At 40.0% G+C, this 18872-nt stretch carries 17 protein-coding genes; all 17 read left to right on the top strand.

Annotated features, from left to right (window positions below; all coding sequences use genetic code 11):
- Window positions 1-24 precede the first annotated feature (24 nt).
- The 17 genes from fabG to napA all read left to right on the top strand — a co-directional run bounded on the left by fabG (window position 25) and on the right by napA (window position 18863).
- Window positions 25-789, top strand: a complete 765-nt coding sequence (fabG, locus tag ACY3XC_RS11635; protein ID WP_464868681.1) for a 3-oxoacyl-ACP reductase FabG — start codon at window positions 25-27, stop codon at window positions 787-789.
- 398 nt (window positions 790-1187) lie between these two features.
- Window positions 1188-1637, top strand: a complete 450-nt coding sequence (locus tag ACY3XC_RS11630; RefSeq protein WP_464868680.1) for a MaoC family dehydratase N-terminal domain-containing protein — start codon at window positions 1188-1190, stop codon at window positions 1635-1637.
- Complete coding sequence (locus tag ACY3XC_RS11625; protein WP_464868679.1) at window positions 1634-2035, top strand: MaoC/PaaZ C-terminal domain-containing protein; 402 nt, start codon at window positions 1634-1636, stop codon at window positions 2033-2035. Before ACY3XC_RS11630 ends, ACY3XC_RS11625 begins: the two co-directional genes overlap by 4 nt.
- A gap of 196 nt (window positions 2036-2231) precedes the next feature.
- A complete protein-coding gene (locus ACY3XC_RS11620; protein WP_464868678.1) occupies window positions 2232-3005 on the top strand; it encodes an SDR family oxidoreductase in 774 nt (257 codons plus the stop codon).
- Window positions 3006-3118: 113 nt separating this feature from the next.
- Window positions 3119-3982, top strand: a complete 864-nt coding sequence (locus ACY3XC_RS11615) for a branched-chain amino acid ABC transporter permease (protein ID WP_464868677.1) — start codon at window positions 3119-3121, stop codon at window positions 3980-3982.
- A complete protein-coding gene (locus tag ACY3XC_RS11610) occupies window positions 3982-4983 on the top strand; it encodes a branched-chain amino acid ABC transporter permease (protein ID WP_464868676.1) in 1002 nt (333 codons plus the stop codon). Before ACY3XC_RS11615 ends, ACY3XC_RS11610 begins: the two co-directional genes overlap by 1 nt.
- Window positions 4984-4988: 5 nt before the next feature.
- On the top strand, window positions 4989-5753 hold the full coding sequence (locus tag ACY3XC_RS11605) for an ABC transporter ATP-binding protein (RefSeq protein WP_464868867.1): 765 nt from the start codon (window positions 4989-4991) through the stop codon (window positions 5751-5753).
- Window positions 5746-6453, top strand: a complete 708-nt coding sequence (locus tag ACY3XC_RS11600; protein WP_464868675.1) for an ABC transporter ATP-binding protein — start codon at window positions 5746-5748, stop codon at window positions 6451-6453. Before ACY3XC_RS11605 ends, ACY3XC_RS11600 begins: the two co-directional genes overlap by 8 nt.
- Before the next feature lie 84 nt (window positions 6454-6537).
- Window positions 6538-7746, top strand: coding sequence for an ABC transporter substrate-binding protein (locus ACY3XC_RS11595; RefSeq protein ID WP_464868674.1), 1209 nt, complete (start codon window positions 6538-6540; stop codon window positions 7744-7746).
- Window positions 7747-7878: 132 nt separating this feature from the next.
- Window positions 7879-9396, top strand: a complete 1518-nt coding sequence (locus ACY3XC_RS11590; RefSeq protein ID WP_464868673.1) for an AMP-binding protein — start codon at window positions 7879-7881, stop codon at window positions 9394-9396.
- A 14-nt stretch (window positions 9397-9410) separates the two neighbouring features.
- The gene (locus ACY3XC_RS11585) at window positions 9411-10304 is read left to right on the top strand and encodes a R2-like ligand-binding oxidase (RefSeq protein ID WP_464868672.1); all 894 of its coding nucleotides are present in this window, start codon (window positions 9411-9413) and stop codon (window positions 10302-10304) included.
- A gap of 15 nt (window positions 10305-10319) precedes the next feature.
- Window positions 10320-11843, top strand: a complete 1524-nt coding sequence (locus tag ACY3XC_RS11580; protein WP_464868671.1) for an aldehyde dehydrogenase family protein — start codon at window positions 10320-10322, stop codon at window positions 11841-11843.
- A gap of 18 nt (window positions 11844-11861) precedes the next feature.
- The gene (locus tag ACY3XC_RS11575; RefSeq protein WP_464868670.1) at window positions 11862-13070 is read left to right on the top strand and encodes an iron-containing alcohol dehydrogenase; all 1209 of its coding nucleotides are present in this window, start codon (window positions 11862-11864) and stop codon (window positions 13068-13070) included.
- A gap of 179 nt (window positions 13071-13249) precedes the next feature.
- The gene (locus tag ACY3XC_RS11570; RefSeq protein WP_464868669.1) at window positions 13250-14185 is read left to right on the top strand and encodes a manganese-dependent inorganic pyrophosphatase; all 936 of its coding nucleotides are present in this window, start codon (window positions 13250-13252) and stop codon (window positions 14183-14185) included.
- Window positions 14186-14306: 121 nt separating this feature from the next.
- Complete coding sequence (locus tag ACY3XC_RS11565; RefSeq protein ID WP_464868668.1) at window positions 14307-14720, top strand: MerR family transcriptional regulator; 414 nt, start codon at window positions 14307-14309, stop codon at window positions 14718-14720.
- A 61-nt stretch (window positions 14721-14781) separates the two neighbouring features.
- Entirely contained in the window at window positions 14782-16092 is a 1311-nt protein-coding gene (locus ACY3XC_RS11560) for a hemolysin family protein (RefSeq protein WP_179158616.1), read from the top strand.
- 233 nt (window positions 16093-16325) lie between these two features.
- Window positions 16326-18863 carry a nitrate reductase catalytic subunit NapA gene (gene napA / locus ACY3XC_RS11555; protein ID WP_464868667.1) on the top strand — a complete coding sequence of 846 codons (2538 nt, stop codon included), beginning with the start codon at window positions 16326-16328 and terminating at the stop codon, window positions 18861-18863.
- Window positions 18864-18872 lie beyond the last annotated feature (9 nt).

Here is an 18872-nt window from a genome sequence, read left to right as displayed (position 1 = left end):
TATTTTTTTACAGGAGGATTAGAAATGGCAGGTAGATTTTTAGGAAGAGTGGCGTTTGTAACAGGAGGAAGCCGGGGGATTGGTAAGGGGATTGTAGAACGTTTTGCCGAGGAAGGCGCGAAGGTAGCGTTTATTGATTTAAATGAAGAAGCATTAGCAGAAACAACGAAGGAACTTAGAGAAAAGGGTTATGACGTTTTTTCAAAGGTCGCAAACGTAGTACATGCCGAGCAAGTGGAAAGTGCCTTTCAAGAGGCTTATGAGGCACTTGGCTCAATTGATATTCTAGTCAATAATGCAGGTGTCATCCGTGATAATCTTTTATTTAAAATGACAGACTCTGACTGGCAAATGGTCATGGATGTTCACTTAAAAGGATCCTTTAATGCTGCACGTGCTGCTCAAAGGTATATGGTTGAAAATAAATATGGACGCATCATTAATATTTCTTCGACTTCTGCCCTTGGTAATCGGGGTCAGGCCAATTATGCTGCCGCCAAAGCAGGGTTACAGGGTTTCACAAAAACGCTTGCGATTGAGCTAGGAAGATATGGTATTACTGCAAACTCCGTTGCACCAGGGTTTATTGAAACTGAAATGACAAAGGAAACTGCAGCAAGAATTGGAGTTCCGTTTGAGCAATTAATCCAAGCTAGTGTAGCCAATATCCCTGTTGGAAGAAGTGGAAAGCCTGAAGATATTGCCAATGCTGTGGCATTCTTTGCCGATGAAAAATCTTCCTTTGTAAATGGCCAGGTTATCTATGTTGCTGGTGGACCAAAAAATTAAGTCTCTTTTCGTAAACTTTGTTGCTTTCTGTACAAATACCAGAGGTGACTTCAGACAAGTTTGATGAATCTAAGAGTCATGGTGTCCGAACCAGAGGTAACTTCAGACAAGCTTGATGAATTTAAGAGTCATGGTGACCGAACTAGAGGTAACTTCAGACAAGCTTGATGAATTTAAGAGTCACGGTGTCCGAACCAGGGGTGACTTCAGACAAGTTTGATGAATTTAAGAGTCATGGTGACCGAACTAGAGGTAACTTCAGACAAGCTTGATGAATTTAAGAGTCATGGTGTCCGAACCAGAGGCGACTTAGCCAAAAAACGTTATTAACCAATAATAAAAACAACAATCTTTGCGAAAACAGCCAAAATTAATAACTAAAGTGAGGCGAGGATAATTTGTTCAGTGATCAAGTTGGTAAACGTTCCACTAAAGTGAAAAACGTTGTGGAAAGAGGAGCCGTGAAGAAATTTGCGGAAGCAATAGGAGACCTTCACCCCATTTATGTTGATGAAGAAACAGGGAGAAATACAAGATTTCGAAATAATATTGCACCGCCAACATTTCCAAGGACGTTTGACTACGGAGTGATTGAGGGATTTAATCTTCCTAATAAAGGATTAATCCACGGGGAACAGACTTTTCATTACGAACGGCCATTAGTAGTTGGTGAAGAGATTCTATGTTACTCCGAAGTGAAAAAATACTTTGAGAAAAAAGGGAATTTTGGCGAAATGGGTTTTCTGATACTAGAAAGCTTTGGTGAGGATTTAGCAGGTAATACGATTTTCAGTTCAACCTCGACCGTTGTAATTTCTGAAGCAGTGAGGAAGGTGCTGACAAAATGAGTACTCTTACACAGTTACAAGTTGGTGATTCCGTAAAAGAAATTCAGTTAGAGCCTGTCTCAAGAATCGATTTAATTAAATATGCAGGTGCTTCTGGAGATTTTAATCCGATTCATACTATTGATGAGGAAGCTAAAAAGGCAGGATTACCAGGAATAATCGCACATGGTATGTGGACGATGGGTAATCTCGCAAAGCTTTTTACACCGTATTTTGAAGAAGGTTTCGTCAAGGATTATTCCATCCGCTTTAAAGCAATGGTCTTTTTAAATGATGTGATTACACTGAAAGCTACCTTGAAAGAGATAAATGAACCTAATCTTCGTTTCCAGGTGCAGGCTGTAAACCAAAATGGGAATGAAGTATTGAAAGGTGAGGTTTTGTTTACCACATATTAAATATTTACCGATAAATGTCCAGGTGATGAATCGACACCGATCCGATTTGTTGCCTTTTTTTCTGCTAAATTTAGCGAAAAATAGATATTGAATATTATAAATATTTTGTATATTATGTCCTTATTAACATACCAACTAGTTAGTATGTAGAAAATTCATATAGATAGAGAATATATGTCAATGGGAGGAAACGTCGATGCATGTGAAGGAATTATTTGATTTAACAGGAAAAGTCGCGATTGTTACAGGCGGAGGGAGGGGGCTTGGTCAGCAAATTGCTGAAGGATTTGCTGAGGCTGGTGCAAATGTAGTGGTTTGTTCAAGGAATTTAGAGGCATGTCAAGATGTAAGTGAAGGGTTAAAGAAAATCGGAGTCGATTCTATCGCATTAAAATGTGATGTTACGAACGCAGAGGATGTAAAAAATGTGGTTGAACGTACGATAGAGAGATTTGGACAAATTGATATCCTCGTTAATAATAGTGGTGCTACCTGGGGAGCACTGGTGGAAGAAATGCCGCTTGAGGCTTGGAAAAAAGTAATGGACGTCAATGTAACCGGAACCTTCCTCATGTCACAGAGTGTGGGCAAAGTCATGCTCGAGCAAAAATCCGGAAAGATTATTAATATTGCCTCTGTGGCTGGACTCAAAGGCAGTAACCCAAAATATATGAATACCATTGGATACAATACCTCTAAAGGCGCCGTGATTACCTTTACAAAGGATTTAGCGGTTAAATGGGGACCACACGGAATCTATGTAAATGCGATTGCACCAGGTTTTTTCCCTACGAAAATGTCAAAAGGGCTGCTGGAGAAAGGCAGCGAAGGAATTCTAGAAGGGACTCCATTACGTAAGTTCGGATCAGATACTGACCTAAAAGGAGTTGCTTTATTCCTAGCGGCACCTGCTTCTAATTTTATTACAGGTGACATTATAGTTGTGGATGGCGGTGCACACGCGATGTAGAGTGTCATCTTTAAAGGGATGAAGAAGCAGAAAATTAAGGTTAAGTAATCGGAGAACCACTGGAGCAGGTGTCTGCTCCAGTGGTATCATCATGTGAAATTGGGAGGGGAAATATGGAGATATTAATTCAGCAATTGTTTAATGGGTTAACAATTGGAAGCGTTTACAGTCTAGTGGCTTTAGGATTAACGCTAGTTTATGGAATCCTTCACATTCCAAATTTTGCACATGGTGCATTATATATGATGGGTGGCTACATAACGCTTACGATGATGACAAAGTATGGTTTACACTATTGGATTGCTATTTTCATATCTATTTTGGTAGTTGGACTATTAGGAGTTCTCATGGAAAGATTTGTTTTCCATCCTCTCAGAGAGGCACCACCTATCCATGATAAGATTGCTGCCATTGGTATTCTTTTATTCTTGGAAGCATTCGCTCAATTTGTCTGGGGAGCAGAGTTCCAAAGCATGCCGACTCCATATGGACAGGTAGTAGAAATTTTAGGATTAACCTTCACGATGCAGCGCTTGCTTATTGTCATTGCCGCAATCGTCGTCATGATTCTTTTAACACTATTCTTGAAAAAAACCTATACCGGTTCAACGATTATTGCCATGTCACAAAACCGTGAGGGAGCAAACCTTGTTGGAATTAACACAAATAAAGTTGCCATGCTTACCTTCATGATTTCTGGTGGTTTAGCGGCGATAGCAGCCTCCTTGAGCGCGCCTATTAATCTAGTATTTCCAGGAATGGGACAACTTGTTATTTTAAAAGCCTTCGTCATCATTATTCTCGGTGGGATGGGAAGTGTTCCCGGAGCTATTTTAGGCGGCTATATTTTAGGGTTTACTGAAAGCTTAGGCGCAACCTATATTTCCAATGACTACAAGGACATTATAGCCTTTGTACTCCTTGTTATTATTCTATCTGTTAAACCTACTGGGCTTTTCTCAAAGGGGGGCCACTAATGTCAAAGATTCAAAAAATTGTTATACTCGTACTCATACTTTTTGCCATCGTTTTTCCTTTAATCAGCAATAACGACTATTTCATTCACATTATGACACTTTCCTTTATTTGGATGATTGGTGTTTACGGTCTAAATCTTCTTGCAGGTTATACCGGCTATCTATCTTTGGCACATGCTGGATTCTTTGCCATAGGTGCCTATTCACTTGGGTTGCTAACCGTTAAAGCAGAAATGAATTTCTGGCCAGCACTTTTTTTATCACTCGTCATTACTGGAATCATAGGGTTCTTTGCAGGACTCATCTCGCTAAGAACAAAAGAGCACTTTTTTGCCATTTACACACTTTGTGTCGGCTATATTATTTATCTCGTTATTGATAAATGGGACAGTTTAACTGAAGGTGTACGTGGATTAATTGGGATTCCAGCACCAGCGGACATCGGACCTCTTTCTTTTGAGACACTTCAATCTCATTACTATTTAGTATTGTTTTTCCTTCTTCTGGTTGTTCTCATCATGTACCGTATCGTTCACTCCCTATCCGGCAGAACATATATCGCGATTCGCAATAGTGAGGATTTGGCACAGACCATTGGGATTTCCACGATGAAAAATAAATTAACGGTCTTTGTTATTTCTACGGTTATTGCAGGATTATCAGGTGCACTTTATGCCTCCTTTGTCCGTTTTATTGGGCCTGATATCGGGTCGATTGCAATTGTGTTTGATTTTCTTACCTATTTACTTGTCGGCGGGATTGGTACTCTAAGCGGTCCCATTGTTGGTACGCTGCTAATCGTCGTTCTTTCTCAGCGTCTTCAGTTTTTACAGGATTACCGGATGCTTGTCTTCGGTCCAGTATTAACACTGTTGATCATTTTTTATCCTCGGGGAATTGTTGGGGCAGTGGCTGCCTGGGGTCAAAAGCGCAAAACCTTGGTTCATAATGCAAACATCAAAGTAAAGAATCTACCGGAAAAACAAGTAAAGGAGGGGTAAGCTTGATTTTTTTAGAAACGAAGAAGTTAACCAAAAACTTTGGTGGTTTAGTGGCTGTTAACAATGTTGACTTTGTGATTGAGCAAGGAAAGATTAATGCCATTATTGGTCCTAATGGTGCCGGGAAGTCTACCTTTTTTAACTTAATCAGCGGCTTTCATCCTCCGAGCTCAGGACAGGTTATTTTTAAAGGACAGGATGTTACCCAATTACCTGCCAATAAAATAGCTCAGCTGGGGGTGGCTAGAACCTTCCAAACTACAAATCTATTCGAGCAATCTACCGTTTTAGATAATATCATGGTCGGTCATCGATTACGGACGAAGTCAAATTTGTTCGATGCGATTTTCCGTACAAAACGGCTTAAAACGGAGGAATCCCTTTGTCGTGATAAAGCTATGGAGGTGATTGACTTTGTTGATTTGCAAAAGGTTGCGTATAAACCGGTTACAGGCTTAACTCAAGAGGAGAAAAAAAGAACGGCATTTGCACTTGCACTGGCTACTAATCCTGAAATTGTTTTTCTTGATGAACCAGCTGCCGGAGTCAACCCCGATGAAACAGAAGGCTTGGCAGATTTAATGCGAAAGATGGCAGATAAAGGAGTCACAGTCTGTCTAATTGAGCACAAAATGCAGATGATCATGAAGCTGGCAGACAAAATTATGGTGTTGAATTATGGTGAAAAGATTGCCGAGGGTAAACCAGAAGAAATCCAGAATAATAAAGCGGTGATAAAGGCTTATCTGGGGGGTAGTGCCATTGCTTAGTTTGAAAAATATCTCTGTCAAATACGGCAGCTTTACCGCTGTTCATGACATAAATATCCGCGTGAACGAAGGAGAAATCGTTGTTTTATTAGGTTCAAATGGTGCCGGGAAAAGCACCACCTTTCGTACAATCAGCGGCTTAAGTAAACCTTCAGAAGGTGAGATTCTCTTTCAAGGAAAATCTTTAAACAAGGTGTCAGCGGACAAAATTGTTCAATTAGGAATCGGTCAATGTCCGGAAGGAAGGAATCTTTTCCCGGCGATGACCGTTCAGGAAAACCTGAAGATGGGGGCTTTTGTTCATAGAAGGAAGAAAGACGAAATTAAGAAATCCTTAGGGCATGTGTATGAACTATTTCCTATTCTCCGTGATAAAAAGGACGATGCTGCCGGTTCCTTAAGCGGTGGACAGCAGCAAATGCTAGCCATCGGCAGGGCCTTAATGTCAAAACCAAAGCTCATGCTGCTCGATGAACCATCAGTAGGACTTGCTCCGTTAATTGTGGAGCAAATGTTTGAGGTCATCCAGCAAATCAATCGAGAGGGGACGACGATCCTTTTGGCTGAGCAAAATGCCAATGCAGCCTTAAAAATAGCAGATAAAGGCTATGTTTTTGAAAATGGCTCTATTGTCCTTCAAGGGACTTCAGAAGAGTTATTTGCCAATGATGAGGTTAGGAAGGCGTACATAGGAGCTTAAAATTTGTTTGTCTTCTAAGGGGGTGATGTTCACATCATCACGATTTGCGACTGAAAATTTAATGAAAATACGAGGGGGAAAACCATGAAAAAAATGAAGTGGCTTTTTATGTTCAGTATGATATTTGTATTAATTTTCAGCTTAGCAGCCTGCAATAGTTCTTCCAATACATCAGGGGAAAATGATGACAAAGAAGATGATAATAAGAGTGAAGAAATAGGAACTGTGAACATTGGGTATACGGGACCTTTAAGCGGACCGGCTGCCTTTTATGGAGAGCGGACATTAAATGGGGTGAAAATGGCAGCTGATGAAGTGAATGCTGCCGGCGGTTTTGAGGTTAATGGCAAGAAGTACAAGTTAAATGTCGTTTCCTTAGACGATAAATATCTGCCAAATGAAGCAGGAGCGAACGCAAAAAGATTAGTTCAAGAAAATAAACCACCGATTATTTTTACGCCGCATAGCGGTGGTATCTTTGCCCTTCAAGTATTTAATCAGCTTGATAAATTTATCATTGGTGCCTATTCAAGCGAACCACAAATAACGGAAGTTGGTAATAAATTAACTGTCCGAATACCGCCTCGTTATGATGGATATTTACAGCCATTCACCGAGTATGCAATGGATAACTTTGGTAAGAACGTTGCCTTCCTGCCAACTGCTTCTCAATATGGTAAGGACTGGGCAGCTAACTTAAAGACATACTGGGAAAAAGAAGGCGGAAAAGTTGTTTACGATTCAGCAATTGATTTTTCAAAGGAAACAGATTTCTTCACCATTTTAACGAATGCTCTAAAAGAAAAGCCAAATGTATTATTTATCGGTGGAGCTTCTGAACCTACAGCGAAAGTAGCAAAGCAAGCTCGTGAGCTTGGCTTCAAAGGCGGATTCATCGTTATGGATCAAGCGAAATTTGATGAAATGAAGGCAGTAACAGGTTCTTATGACTTATTGAATGGCTCCATTGGTGTTATGCCGCTTGTTGATTCTCAAGAGGCTGCAATACCTGATTTTGTGAAACGTTACAATGAAAAATATGGTGAGAATCCTGGTTCTGAAGCGGGACTAAATTATATTGGCATGCATGTGTTTGTTGAAGCTATGAAAGCTGCTGGTTCAGTGGATGATGTGGAAAAAATCAGAGCTAATATGCAAGCTGGTTTAGACAATTTGCCAGACGATAAAAAAATCTATATCGTTGAAAAAATTAATGATGATGGCGGATTTGAATTTGACTTGTCAGTTGCTGCTGTAGAAGACGGAAAAATAGTTCCAATTAAAGTAGATTAATAGGAATAGTTTGTTAGACCTAGCTATATCTATTCAAGGGACCCTCTTGTTTTTCATTAAAGTCAAGAGGGGATTCTTGTATGGGTAGTACTCTATTATTTTGAAAAGATTCCTTTTAAAGGAGAGGATGTTGTGAGGCTAAGTGATTTGCTGGAAACAAACATCAGTCAGTTTGGCGAGTATCCTTTTTTGTATTTTAATGAAAATCATTATACAAACATTGAAACAAAGATGTTTGCTGACCAATTTGCAGGCGGGCTAGAGTACTTAGGCATTTCAGAGGGAGATAGAGTAATTGTTTGTATGCCAAACTGTCCTGAAGTTATATTTGCTTATCAGGGCATTACCAGAGCGGGTGCAATTATCGTTCCTGTTATGTTCACACTCCATCCGAAAGAACTGCATTATATCGCTTTGAATGCCGGTGCTAAAGCAGTGATTACATCCTCACTAATTCTAGGAAATGTGAAGAAAGCGATCGATGGATTGGATCCCAAACCAAAAGTTGTTGTAGTTGACCAGCCATCCGATGATCAAATTTTGAACTTTTATGACGTAAAGGCTGAGCTGTCCTTCGTTACCACTGAACCGGTAAAGGAAGATGATACAGCCGTTATACTCTACACATCCGGTACTACTGGTAATCCAAAAGGGGTTCTGCTAACCCATAAAAATTTAACCAGTAATGCTGAAAATTCGGCTAAACACAATGAACTAGAAAGGGGAACCACACTTGGAGTTCTTCCTCTTGCACATGTCTACGGGCTGACAATCTCAAATATTTGCTTATTAATGGGAAGTTCTATTGTCATTTTTTCCAGCTTTGACGCGGGAGCAATATTTAAAGCAATCGAGAAATATGAAGTGAAGACTTTTTCGGCAGTGCCGGCAATGATTCATGCTTTAGTCTCCTATCCCGGTGCAGACCAATTTAACACCTCAAGTCTCGAATCAGTTAGTTCGGGTTCGGCACCGCTCCCTGTCACCCTGCTGCATGCTTTTGTACAAAAGTTTGGTGCCAAGGTTTATGAAGGCTACGGTTTATCGGAGGCTGCACCTATAGTAACGGCTCATAAAGATGGTATTGAAATTAAACCTGGCTCAGTCGGAATTCCAATACCAGGGGTGAAAGTGAAAATTGTCAATGACAACGGAGTTGAGGCGGCATGTGGTGAGGTCGGTGAGCTTTGTGTTCGCGGTGAAAACGTAACACCCGGCTATTATCAAAATGTCGAAGAATCAAGGCGGGTCCTGATTGATTCCTGGTTACATACTGGTGATATGGCACGAATGGATGATGAGGGGTATGTCTATATTGTTGACCGGAAAAAGGATTTAATTATTCGTGGTGGATTTAATGTCTATCCACGGGATGTCGAAGAGATTCTGAATGCTCATGAAACTGTTTCGGAAGTCGCAGTGGTAGGAATTCCTGACGAACAGATGGGAGAAGAAATGGTTGCCTGTGTTGTTGTAAAACCGGGGGCAATTGTAAGTGAAGAGGAATTAATAGGATATTGTCAGGAGCATTTAGCAAAAAACAAAACTCCACGGAGAATTGTTTTTCTAGAAACTCTGCCGCGGAATGGTGTCGGGAAGATTTTGAAAACTCATTTACGTAAAACGGCAGCTGAAATAGAGGCAGAGTAAATAGGAGGTCAAAAATGAGAGAGAGAAAAATATTAACGACAAGTAAAAGAGGTTTATTAGAAGATTCATTCCCGTTTCGTTTATATCAAAAGGCGAAAAGATTAGGAACCTGGAATCCAGCAGACATTGATTTTAGTCAGGATGCTAGAGACTGGAAAATCCTCAATTATGAACAAAAGGAAGATATTCTTCGTTTGATCTCACAGTTTCAAGCTGGGGAAGAAGCCGTGACGCTGGATTTGCTTCCTCTAATCATGGCAATCGCAAAAGAAGGACGTCTTGAAGAAGAAATGTTCTTAACTACTTTCTTATATGAAGAAGCCAAGCATACAGAATTTTTTAGGCTTGTATTGAATGCCATCGGCGAAAGAGGGGACTTATCCCATTTCCATACAGAGACGTATAAAAAGATCTTCTATGAAATCCTCCCAACTACGATGGAACGTCTTGTGACGGACCAATCTCCAGAAGCAATTGCAGAAGCCTCCGTAGTTTATAACATGTTTGTTGAAGGTGTATTAGCAGAAACAGGTTATTATTCTTTTTACCAAGCGTTAGAAACTGCTAATATCATGCCTGGCCTCTTAGAGGGCATTGGAAATTTGAAAAAGGATGAGTCCCGGCATATTGGCTATGGCACCTTTCTGCTTCAACGATTAATTTGTGAACACCCTCATCTCTTTGAATTTGTTGCGGCGAAAATGACTGAACTTACTCCTTTATCTCTTAGATTAAATGAGGAAGGAATAGCGGGAAGGGAGGTAAGTGCATTCGGCGGTGATCCAGCAATGGTCATGGATTTCACGCTTAAACAGCTGTCAGTAAGGATGGAAATTCTAGCACGAGCAAAAGGCAAAAAAATCGAAGAGATTTATAGATTTTCAGAAAGTGAATTAGAGGTTTTATAAAAAGGAGGAATTAAAATGGCAGTAAAAGTTGAAGTTCAAAGTTTCCCGCTGTTTATTAATGGAAAGTGGGAACCTGCAAGCAATCAAGAAACCTTTGATGTCTTTAACCCGTCAACAGGTGAGATTGTTGCAAAAGTTGCAAAAGGCACCGTGGCGGATGTTGATCGTGCAGTTATGGCAGCAAGGGAGGCGTTTGACAACACCGAATGGAAAAACATGAATCCGAAAGACCGGGCTAAAGTTTTATATGCCATTTCTTATCAAATTGCAGAGCATGCCGAAGAGTTAGCGTATTTAGAAGCGATTAGTTCCGGAGGTACCGTACGCAGGATTGGCAATAGTGATATTTTACAAATGGTCGACCTTTTCCAAACATTGGCGAACTTTACATTAGAATATCCATTCTCCGAAACCTTGCCAGTACCGCCATTTCCAGGTCCGGCACATAATTTTATCTGGCGGGAGCCAATTGGAGTATGTGCAGCCATTACACCATGGAATCTACCGATGGTCATTGCGACTTGGAAAATCGCCCCCGCACTAGCAATGGGAAATACAGTGGTCATTAAGCCTGCAAGCTATACTCCATTATCCACCTTAAAGCTGGCAGAGCTGATTTCAAAGGTAGTTCCACCCGGAGTGATTAACGTAGTAACAGGTCCTGGGGCTGAAATTGGCGAAGCATTAGTTAGCCATCCAAAGGTTGACAAGATAGCCTTCACTGGATCAACAGAAGTGGGCAGGAGAATCATGAGTTTGGCATCAGAAAGTATTAAAAATACTACCTTAGAGCTTGGAGGAAAATCACCAAACATTCTTTTAGAGGATGCAGACCTTAGCATTGCCCTTCCAGGAAGTCTTTTTGGAGTGTTCTTACATTCTGGACAGCTTTGTGAAAGTGGAACTCGTTTATTTGTTCCAGATTCCTTATATGATCAAGTTGTTACCGGACTAGTCGAATTAACAAGTAAGTTGAAGATCGGAAACCCTCTAGATCCTTCGACGGATGTAGGTCCTGTCATTTCAAAAAAACAAAAAGAAACCATTCTTTCTTATATTGAAGCTGGTAAGCAAGAAGGAGCCACCCTTGTCTGCGGTGGAAAAGAAGTCAAGGTTGCGGGTTGTGAGGATGGATATTTTGTTGAACCAACCATCTTCACCAATGTGACCAATGATATGAAAATTGCTCAGGAAGAAATTTTTGGACCTGTATTATGTGTCATTCGATATTCCGAATTAGACGAAGCCATTAAGATGGCAAATGATACGATTTATGGATTGGCAGCAGGTGTTTGGACGCGTGATGTCAATAAAGCGTATGAGGTTGCGAGAAAGCTTCAGGCTGGTGTCGTTTGGATTAATGACTGGCATATGCTTAGAAGCGATGCCCCATTTGGCGGTTATAAACAAAGCGGCATTGGCAGAGAAATGGGCCAGCAATCACTTGATGCTTATACACAAACAAAGCATGTACACACGTCGATGTCTCCAGAGCTTGAAAGACGTAACTGGTATGGAATTCTGTTTGGCCAAAACTAAAGAAGAGGTGAAAAAATTATGAAGACTTCCTTATCACAGTTTATGCTTCGCACAGGAATTTACAGTGGTGCGAATTCACGGGCAATGGTACCAAGTTTGTTTGCTGGCCTAGGTGCAAAAAGAGTGGTTCTTTTAAGTGACAGAGGGTTAGAAAAAGCTGGTGTCGTCGAGAAGGTGGCAGAAATATTTAATTTAACTGGCCATGGCAGCGGACCACAGCTGGTCGGTCAATATCTTGATATTACCCAGGATGCAGAAAGCCGATGCATAAATGTTGCAGTCCGTTATGTAAAAGAGGTAGGCGGAGATGCCCTGCTGGCAGTTGGCGGCGGTAGTGTTTTAGATACCGTTAAAGGGGTTAAATATGCACTTCATAAAGGATTATCGGATATTAAGGAAGCGATTCCTGGCGGCCTTTTATATGAACAATTTCCAAAGGCAAACTTTATCCCGATTCCACATATTGCGATTCCGACTACAGCAGGAACAGGGTCTGAGGTTTCCCCGATTGCAGTTATTTTCAATGAAGATATTCAAATGAAGACAAATATCATAAATCCATTCATAAATGCGGATATGGCTATTCTCGATCCTGATTTAACGGTTGGACTGCCGCCTTTTATCACGGCCTTTACTGGGTTTGACGCCTTAACACATGCCATTGAAGCATTTGCCTCGCCGACGGCGACGGCTCTGACGGATGCATATGCACTGCATGCGATTCGTTTAATTGAAAAAAATCTTCCAGCAGCAGTGTCAGAAGGAACGAATATCGCTGCCCGGATGGATTTATTACAAGCAAGCCTGATGGGTATTACAGCCTTTAGCTTTGCATTGAATGCTATCCCAGTGCATAATTTGGCCCACGCATACGGTGCATTGTTCCGCATTCCACATGGCTTAGCCAATGCTGTCTTCCTTCCGGTGGTCATGGAAATGGTTCCTGCATTATACCTGCCAAAAGTGAATGAGCTTGCAGCCGCCTTAGATGTTGAGGTGAGAGGTGATTGTGCTGAAACGGCATTAGCGAAGGTAGTGGAAAAGATTCGTTTACTTCAGCAGAAAGTCGGACTTCCTGCAGATTTCAAACAGTTTAACATTACCGAAGAAAACCTGGGACAGACGATTCCTGCTGTGATGAAAGATCCAGCAGCACTAAGCTTCCCAATGCCTAAAGAATTGATTGCAGCGATTGGACAAAGAGTTGTACCACTAGGAGTAAAATAAATTAGATTGTCTCAGTCTTGGAACAGGATACCATAATGATATGGTGCCCTGTTCTTATTTTTATTCGCATTTTTATTTTTTTTTTGAATACTAGTAAAGATTCATATATAATTTTCGTTAGGGTCAATCTCAGTAATGGAGCTTGTCTACATATTTTATTACGATTAGGAGTTTTAATAATGGAAAAAGTACTTATTTTTGGTCACAAAAACCCTGACACAGATACAATTTGTTCTGCGATTGCTTACGCAGATTTGAAGAAACAACTTGGAATGGATGTTGAACCAATCCGCCTCGGAAGTGTAAATGGGGAAACGCAATATGCGCTGGACCATTTTAATTCGGAGGTTCCACGCCTAGTTGAAAATGTTGCAGCTGAAGTAAATTCAGTTATTTTAGTCGACCACAATGAGCGCCAGCAAAGTGCGAATGATATTGCTGATGTTCGTGTCTTAGAAGTTATCGATCATCACCGTATTGCGAACTTCGAAACAAGCGATCCATTGTATTACCGTTGTGAACCAGTAGGATGTACAGCAACGATTTTAAATAAAATGTTTAAAGAAAACGGCAAAGAAATTAAAAAAGAAATTGCTGGACTTATGCTGTCCGCTATTATTTCTGATTCATTATTATTTAAATCGCCAACTTGCACAGCAGAGGACGTAGCAGCTGCAAAAGAACTAGCTGAAATTGCTGGTGTTAATGCCGAGAGCTATGGATTAGAAATGCTAAAAGCTGGTGCAGATTTAAGTGACAAGACCATTGAACAACTAATTTCACTTGACGCAAAAGAATTTGAAATGGGCTCTAGTAAGGTCGAAATTGCTCAAGTAAATGCAGTCGATACAGCTGAGGTATTTGCACGCCAAGAGGAATTAGAAGCTGCTATTTCAAAAAATATTGCAGATAAGAACTTAGATTTATTCTTATTTGTGGTTACGGATATCTTAACAAATGACTCTGTCGGTTTAGCGTTAGGAAGTAAAACGAGTGCTGTTGAAAGGGCATATAATGTTACCCTGGAGAATAACACTGCAGTTTTAAAGGGTGTTGTATCTCGTAAGAAACAAATCGTACCTGTTTTAACGGATATTTTTAATCAAAGTGTTTAATAAAACAAACCGTTCTTATTATAGGAACGGTTTATTTTTTTAGAGAAACTATTACGTTGACTGTACACTTTCCGCATGATATATTAATAGTATTGTAGAGAGGGGTGAGTAAGTTGGGAAGTTGTATCGTATAGGCGAAATCGCCAAGTTAATGAATCTCTCCAAAAGAACAATCGATTATTACACCCAAATAGGCTTACTTAACCCTATTCGGACGGATTCCAATTATCGATTGTATGGAGAAGACAGCATTCAAATTATGCATTTAATTGAGCACTATAAAAATCTTAATATGCCGCTTGAGGAGATTAAGTCATCCATTGAATTAATTAAGACGAAGGATTGTGTTGATAAACAAAGAGTAGAAAAGCATTTTGAACAAATTGGAATTTTAATGCGTCATCTTAAAGAAGAAATTGAAGCAATCGAACCCATTCTTGAAAAACTAAACGGCAATCAAAAAGAAATGGTTGTGAATAAACTTTCTTCCCAAGGTGTTCCATTAGCCCAAACACTATTATTATTACTAAGTTAAACATACATTTAAAAAACCCAGGAGGTGTATTCCTTACTTTTTCATTAAGGTAAGGAGACCATTGACCATTATAAACTTGATTGTAATTGCAATTTTAATTGCTTTTACGGCATTCTTCGTGTCTTTCGAATTTGCCATTGTAAAAATCCGCAGTACACGAATCGATCAGCTAGTATCAGAAGGCAATAAAAAAGCAATTGCAGCTAAGACAATTGTATCAAATTTAGATGAATATTTATCAGCGTGTCAGTTAGGTATTACAGTTACTGCTTTAGGATTAGGGTGGCTGGGTGAACCAACAGTGGAACGCTTACTTCATCCATTGTTTACTCAATTTAACATACCTGAATCTGCAAGTAGTATATTATCCTTTATTATTGCTTTTGCATCCGTAACGTTTATACACGTTGTGGTTGGGGAACTTGCTCCGAAAACTATTGCGATCCATAAAGCTGAGGCGGTTACGCTTGTTTTTGCAAAACCAATGATTCTCTTTTATAAAATTATGTATCCGTTTATTAAAACTTTAAATGGTTCGGCTCGTTTGATTGTTGGTATTTTTGGCTTAAAACCTGCATCTGAACATGAAGAGGCTCATTCAGAGGAAGAACTTCAATTAATTATCTCTGAAAGTTACAAAAGCGGTGAGATTAATCAGTCTGAGTACAAATATGTGAACAATATATTTGAATTTGATGATCGTATTGCAAAAGAAATTATGGTACCTCGTACTGAAATCGTGGTATTTGATCGATCACAAACTCTTGCAGAATGTCTAGAAATTGTGAAGGTAGAAAATTATACAAGGTACCCAGTCATTGATGGGGAAAAAGATAACATTGTTGGTATGTTGAACATGAAAGAAGTACTGACAGATTATATTAGTGGTAAGAACCTTGACACACCTATTGATGAATATACACGTCCTGTTATTCAGGTCATTGAATCAATTGCCATCCATGATTTATTAGTTAAAATGCAAAAAGATCGTGTTCATATGGCTATTTTAATGGATGAATATGGTGGTACGGCAGGTTTGGTTACGGTTGAAGATATTCTGGAAGAAATTGTCGGAGAGATTCGAGATGAATTTGACGAAGACGAAGTTCCAGAAATCAACAAAATCAGTGAACATAAAACCGTAGTGGATGGAAAGGTTCTAATCGATGAAGTAAATGATTTATTCGGATTAGACATCCAGGAAGATGAGATGGATACCATTGGCGGCTGGATTCTATCTGAGAAAATGGATGTTGTCGAAGGTGATAAAGTTAAATATGGTGATTATGAATTTAAAGTACTAGAAATCGATGGTTATCATATTAAATTATTAGAAATTGTGAAATTAATGAAACATGAATCTATAGCATAAACCTACCCCTCTTGTATAAACGACAAGAGGGGTTCTTTTTGTCTGTAAATTTAGGTTTTTTTCTTTATTACATTGATTACACAGTAAAGGCAGATCTGTGTCACACCTCCCATGAAATCTATGAACATTTTGAAAACGATTTTAAAACTAATTTAATTAAACTCACTCCTCGATTACGATAGAAATGGATATTCATTAAGTATAAACATGGTTTTTAAGGGAGGAAGATGAGCTTGGAACTAACGAGAAGATCCTTACTGAAAGCAACCGCAGTGTCAATGACAATGGCTGCTGCAGGATGCAGCAAAAAAACCGAAAACTCCGAAATGAAAAGTGCTCAAGCAGCAAGTATTGAACCAGATGAATGGAAAACCTCTGTGTGCCGTTTTTGCGGTACAGGCTGTGGAATTCTAGTTGGTATAAAGGATGGCAAGGTAATTGCAACAAAAGGTGATCCGGATAATCGTTCGAATAATGGTCTTAACTGTATTAAAGGATACTACATCGGTAAAATCCTATTCGGCAAAGATCGTTTAACAAAACCGCTGATCCGGGATGATAAATCCAAAAAGGGAACAATGGAAGGTTTCAGGGAGGCTACATGGGAAGAAGCCCTAGACTTGGTAGCAAATAAATTGAAAGAAGCCCATAATGCTGATCCAAAGTCGATCGCCTTCTGGGGGTCTGGACAACAAACGATTATGGAAGGGTATGCCTCTGTGAAGCTTTGGAAGGCTGGATTATTGAATAATAATATTGATCCTAATGCCAGGTTATGTATGGCAAGTGCAGTAACAGGATTTATGACAACGTTCCAATCTGACGAACCAATGGGATCCTACCGTGACTTGGATGAAGCAGACGTATACGTGACCTGGGGAGCCAATATGGCTGAGATGCACCCAGTTTTATATTCCCGGCTTACAGCCCGTAAGCTTAAAGAAAGCGGAGTTAAGCATTATGACTTAACGACAAGACGTTCTAGAACCTCAGAGCTTGCAGATGTTGTAATGGAATTTAGACCACAATCAGATTTAGCAATCGCAAATGCTATTGCAAATTATTTAGTCCAAAACAATCATTATGATCAAAAATTCATTGATGAACACACACAATTTAAAGCCGGTACTGAAAACCTTGGACACACCTTTGATGATAATTATGAAGCAAGCGAGATTGGCCAGGCGGCAGAAAAAGAATGGACCATCACATTTGATGAATTTAAAACAAAGGTTGCACAGTATACACTGGAAAAAGCAGAAGAAATCTCAGGTGTGCCTGCAAAAGATATTGAAGCACTTGCAAAAGAATTTGCTGATCCAAAGAAAAAGGTTTTATCGCTTTGGACAATGGGTGTAAACCAACATACACGCGGAACGTGGATGAATAATCTCATCTATAATATTCACTTGTTAACTGGAAAAATTTCGAAGCCAGGGAATGGTCCATTTTCATTAACTGGCCAGCCGAGTGCCTGTGGAACAGCAAGAGAAGTGGGCGTATTCTCTCACCGACTGCCGGCTGACCTAGTCGTAAAGAACCCGGAGCACCGTCGTTATACCGAATTAATTTGGAATCTGCCCGAGGGGTATTTAGAACCTATTCAAACTCCTGGGTTCCATACCGTAAAAATGTTCCGTGAGCTTGGAAATGGAAAAGTAAAGTTCCTATGGAGTATGTCGAATAACTGGGCTCAAACCATGCCTAAGCTTAATAGATTTAGAGGGAAAGATGCGAATGGAAAAGGTGTAATCGATAGATTTATTGTCGTTTCGGAGGTCTACCCAACTAGGTCTACTGAGATGGCAGATGTTGTTTTTCCAGCGGCCATGTGGGTTGAGAGGGAAGGCCAATTTGGAAATGCTGAACGGAGGACTTCGATATTTGAAAAATGTATAGAGCCGCCAGGTGAGGCGAAATGGGATTTATGGGCGATTGTTCAAGTGGCCAAACGGGTTCTAGACGGAAAAATGATTGGTGGCAAGCCTGCATTTGATGTCCTTTTTGGTATGGTTTGGGATAAAGCTAAAAATGATTTACTTGAAGACCAGCATGAGGTAAATGGCCGACTCTGGGAGGAGTATCGAGCTTTTTCTAATCCCCATGAAAGTAAAAACACTGCAATCCAGGAAATGGGTGCTAAGTTAAAGATTAAAGCAAAGCAAATGGCACCTTATGATGAATATCTAAAACAGCATGGAATGTGTTGGCCAGTCCGAAACGTTAATGGCAAATGGATCGAGACAAATTGGCGGTATGTACATGGAAAACAAGAAGAAGGTTTCGATCAGTTTGGTGTCGAGGAATTTGGAAAGACAGGCAAATACAAAGATATTGATTTCTATAAATCTGTTGATCACAAACCGAATATCTATTTCCGCCCTTTTGAAGAAGCGGCAGAGGTACCGGATCAGGAATTTCCATTCTGGTTGTGTACAGGGCGGGTGCTGGAACACTGGCATAGCGGTTCGATGACGCGAAGAGTACCAGAACTTCATCGCGCTGTTCCGGAAGCTTTATGTGAAATTCATCCAGAGGATGCGAAGTCACTGGGAGTCAAAACAGGAGATATGGTTAAAGTGATTTCACGACGGGGTGAAGTAAAGGTAAAGGCCACAACAAAAGGTCGAGGAAATCCTCTTAAGGGACTTATTTATGTGCCATTTTTTGCCGAAGAAACACTTATTAATCTAGTAACCTTAGATTGCTATTGTCCAATTTCAAAGCAGCCTGATTTTAAGAAATGTGCGGTTAAAATTGTAAAAGCATAATGGAGGTGT

This window comes from Bacillus sp. CZDM1, assembly GCF_055502545.1.
This window is presented reverse-complemented; position numbering and strand designations above follow the sequence as displayed.

Coding starts and splice junctions, on each gene's coding strand:
- fabG (WP_464868681.1), top strand. CDS start 25: ATGGCAGGTAGATTTTTAGGAAGAGTGGCGTTTGTAACAGGAGGAAGC.
- ACY3XC_RS11625 (WP_464868679.1), top strand. CDS start 1,634: ATGAGTACTCTTACACAGTTACAAGTTGGTGATTCCGTAAAAGAAATT.
- ACY3XC_RS11620 (WP_464868678.1), top strand. CDS start 2,232: ATGCATGTGAAGGAATTATTTGATTTAACAGGAAAAGTCGCGATTGTT.
- ACY3XC_RS11615 (WP_464868677.1), top strand. CDS start 3,119: ATGGAGATATTAATTCAGCAATTGTTTAATGGGTTAACAATTGGAAGC.
- ACY3XC_RS11610 (WP_464868676.1), top strand. CDS start 3,982: ATGTCAAAGATTCAAAAAATTGTTATACTCGTACTCATACTTTTTGCC.
- ACY3XC_RS11595 (WP_464868674.1), top strand. CDS start 6,538: ATGAAAAAAATGAAGTGGCTTTTTATGTTCAGTATGATATTTGTATTA.
- ACY3XC_RS11585 (WP_464868672.1), top strand. CDS start 9,411: ATGAGAGAGAGAAAAATATTAACGACAAGTAAAAGAGGTTTATTAGAA.
- ACY3XC_RS11580 (WP_464868671.1), top strand. CDS start 10,320: ATGGCAGTAAAAGTTGAAGTTCAAAGTTTCCCGCTGTTTATTAATGGA.
- ACY3XC_RS11575 (WP_464868670.1), top strand. CDS start 11,862: ATGAAGACTTCCTTATCACAGTTTATGCTTCGCACAGGAATTTACAGT.
- ACY3XC_RS11570 (WP_464868669.1), top strand. CDS start 13,250: ATGGAAAAAGTACTTATTTTTGGTCACAAAAACCCTGACACAGATACA.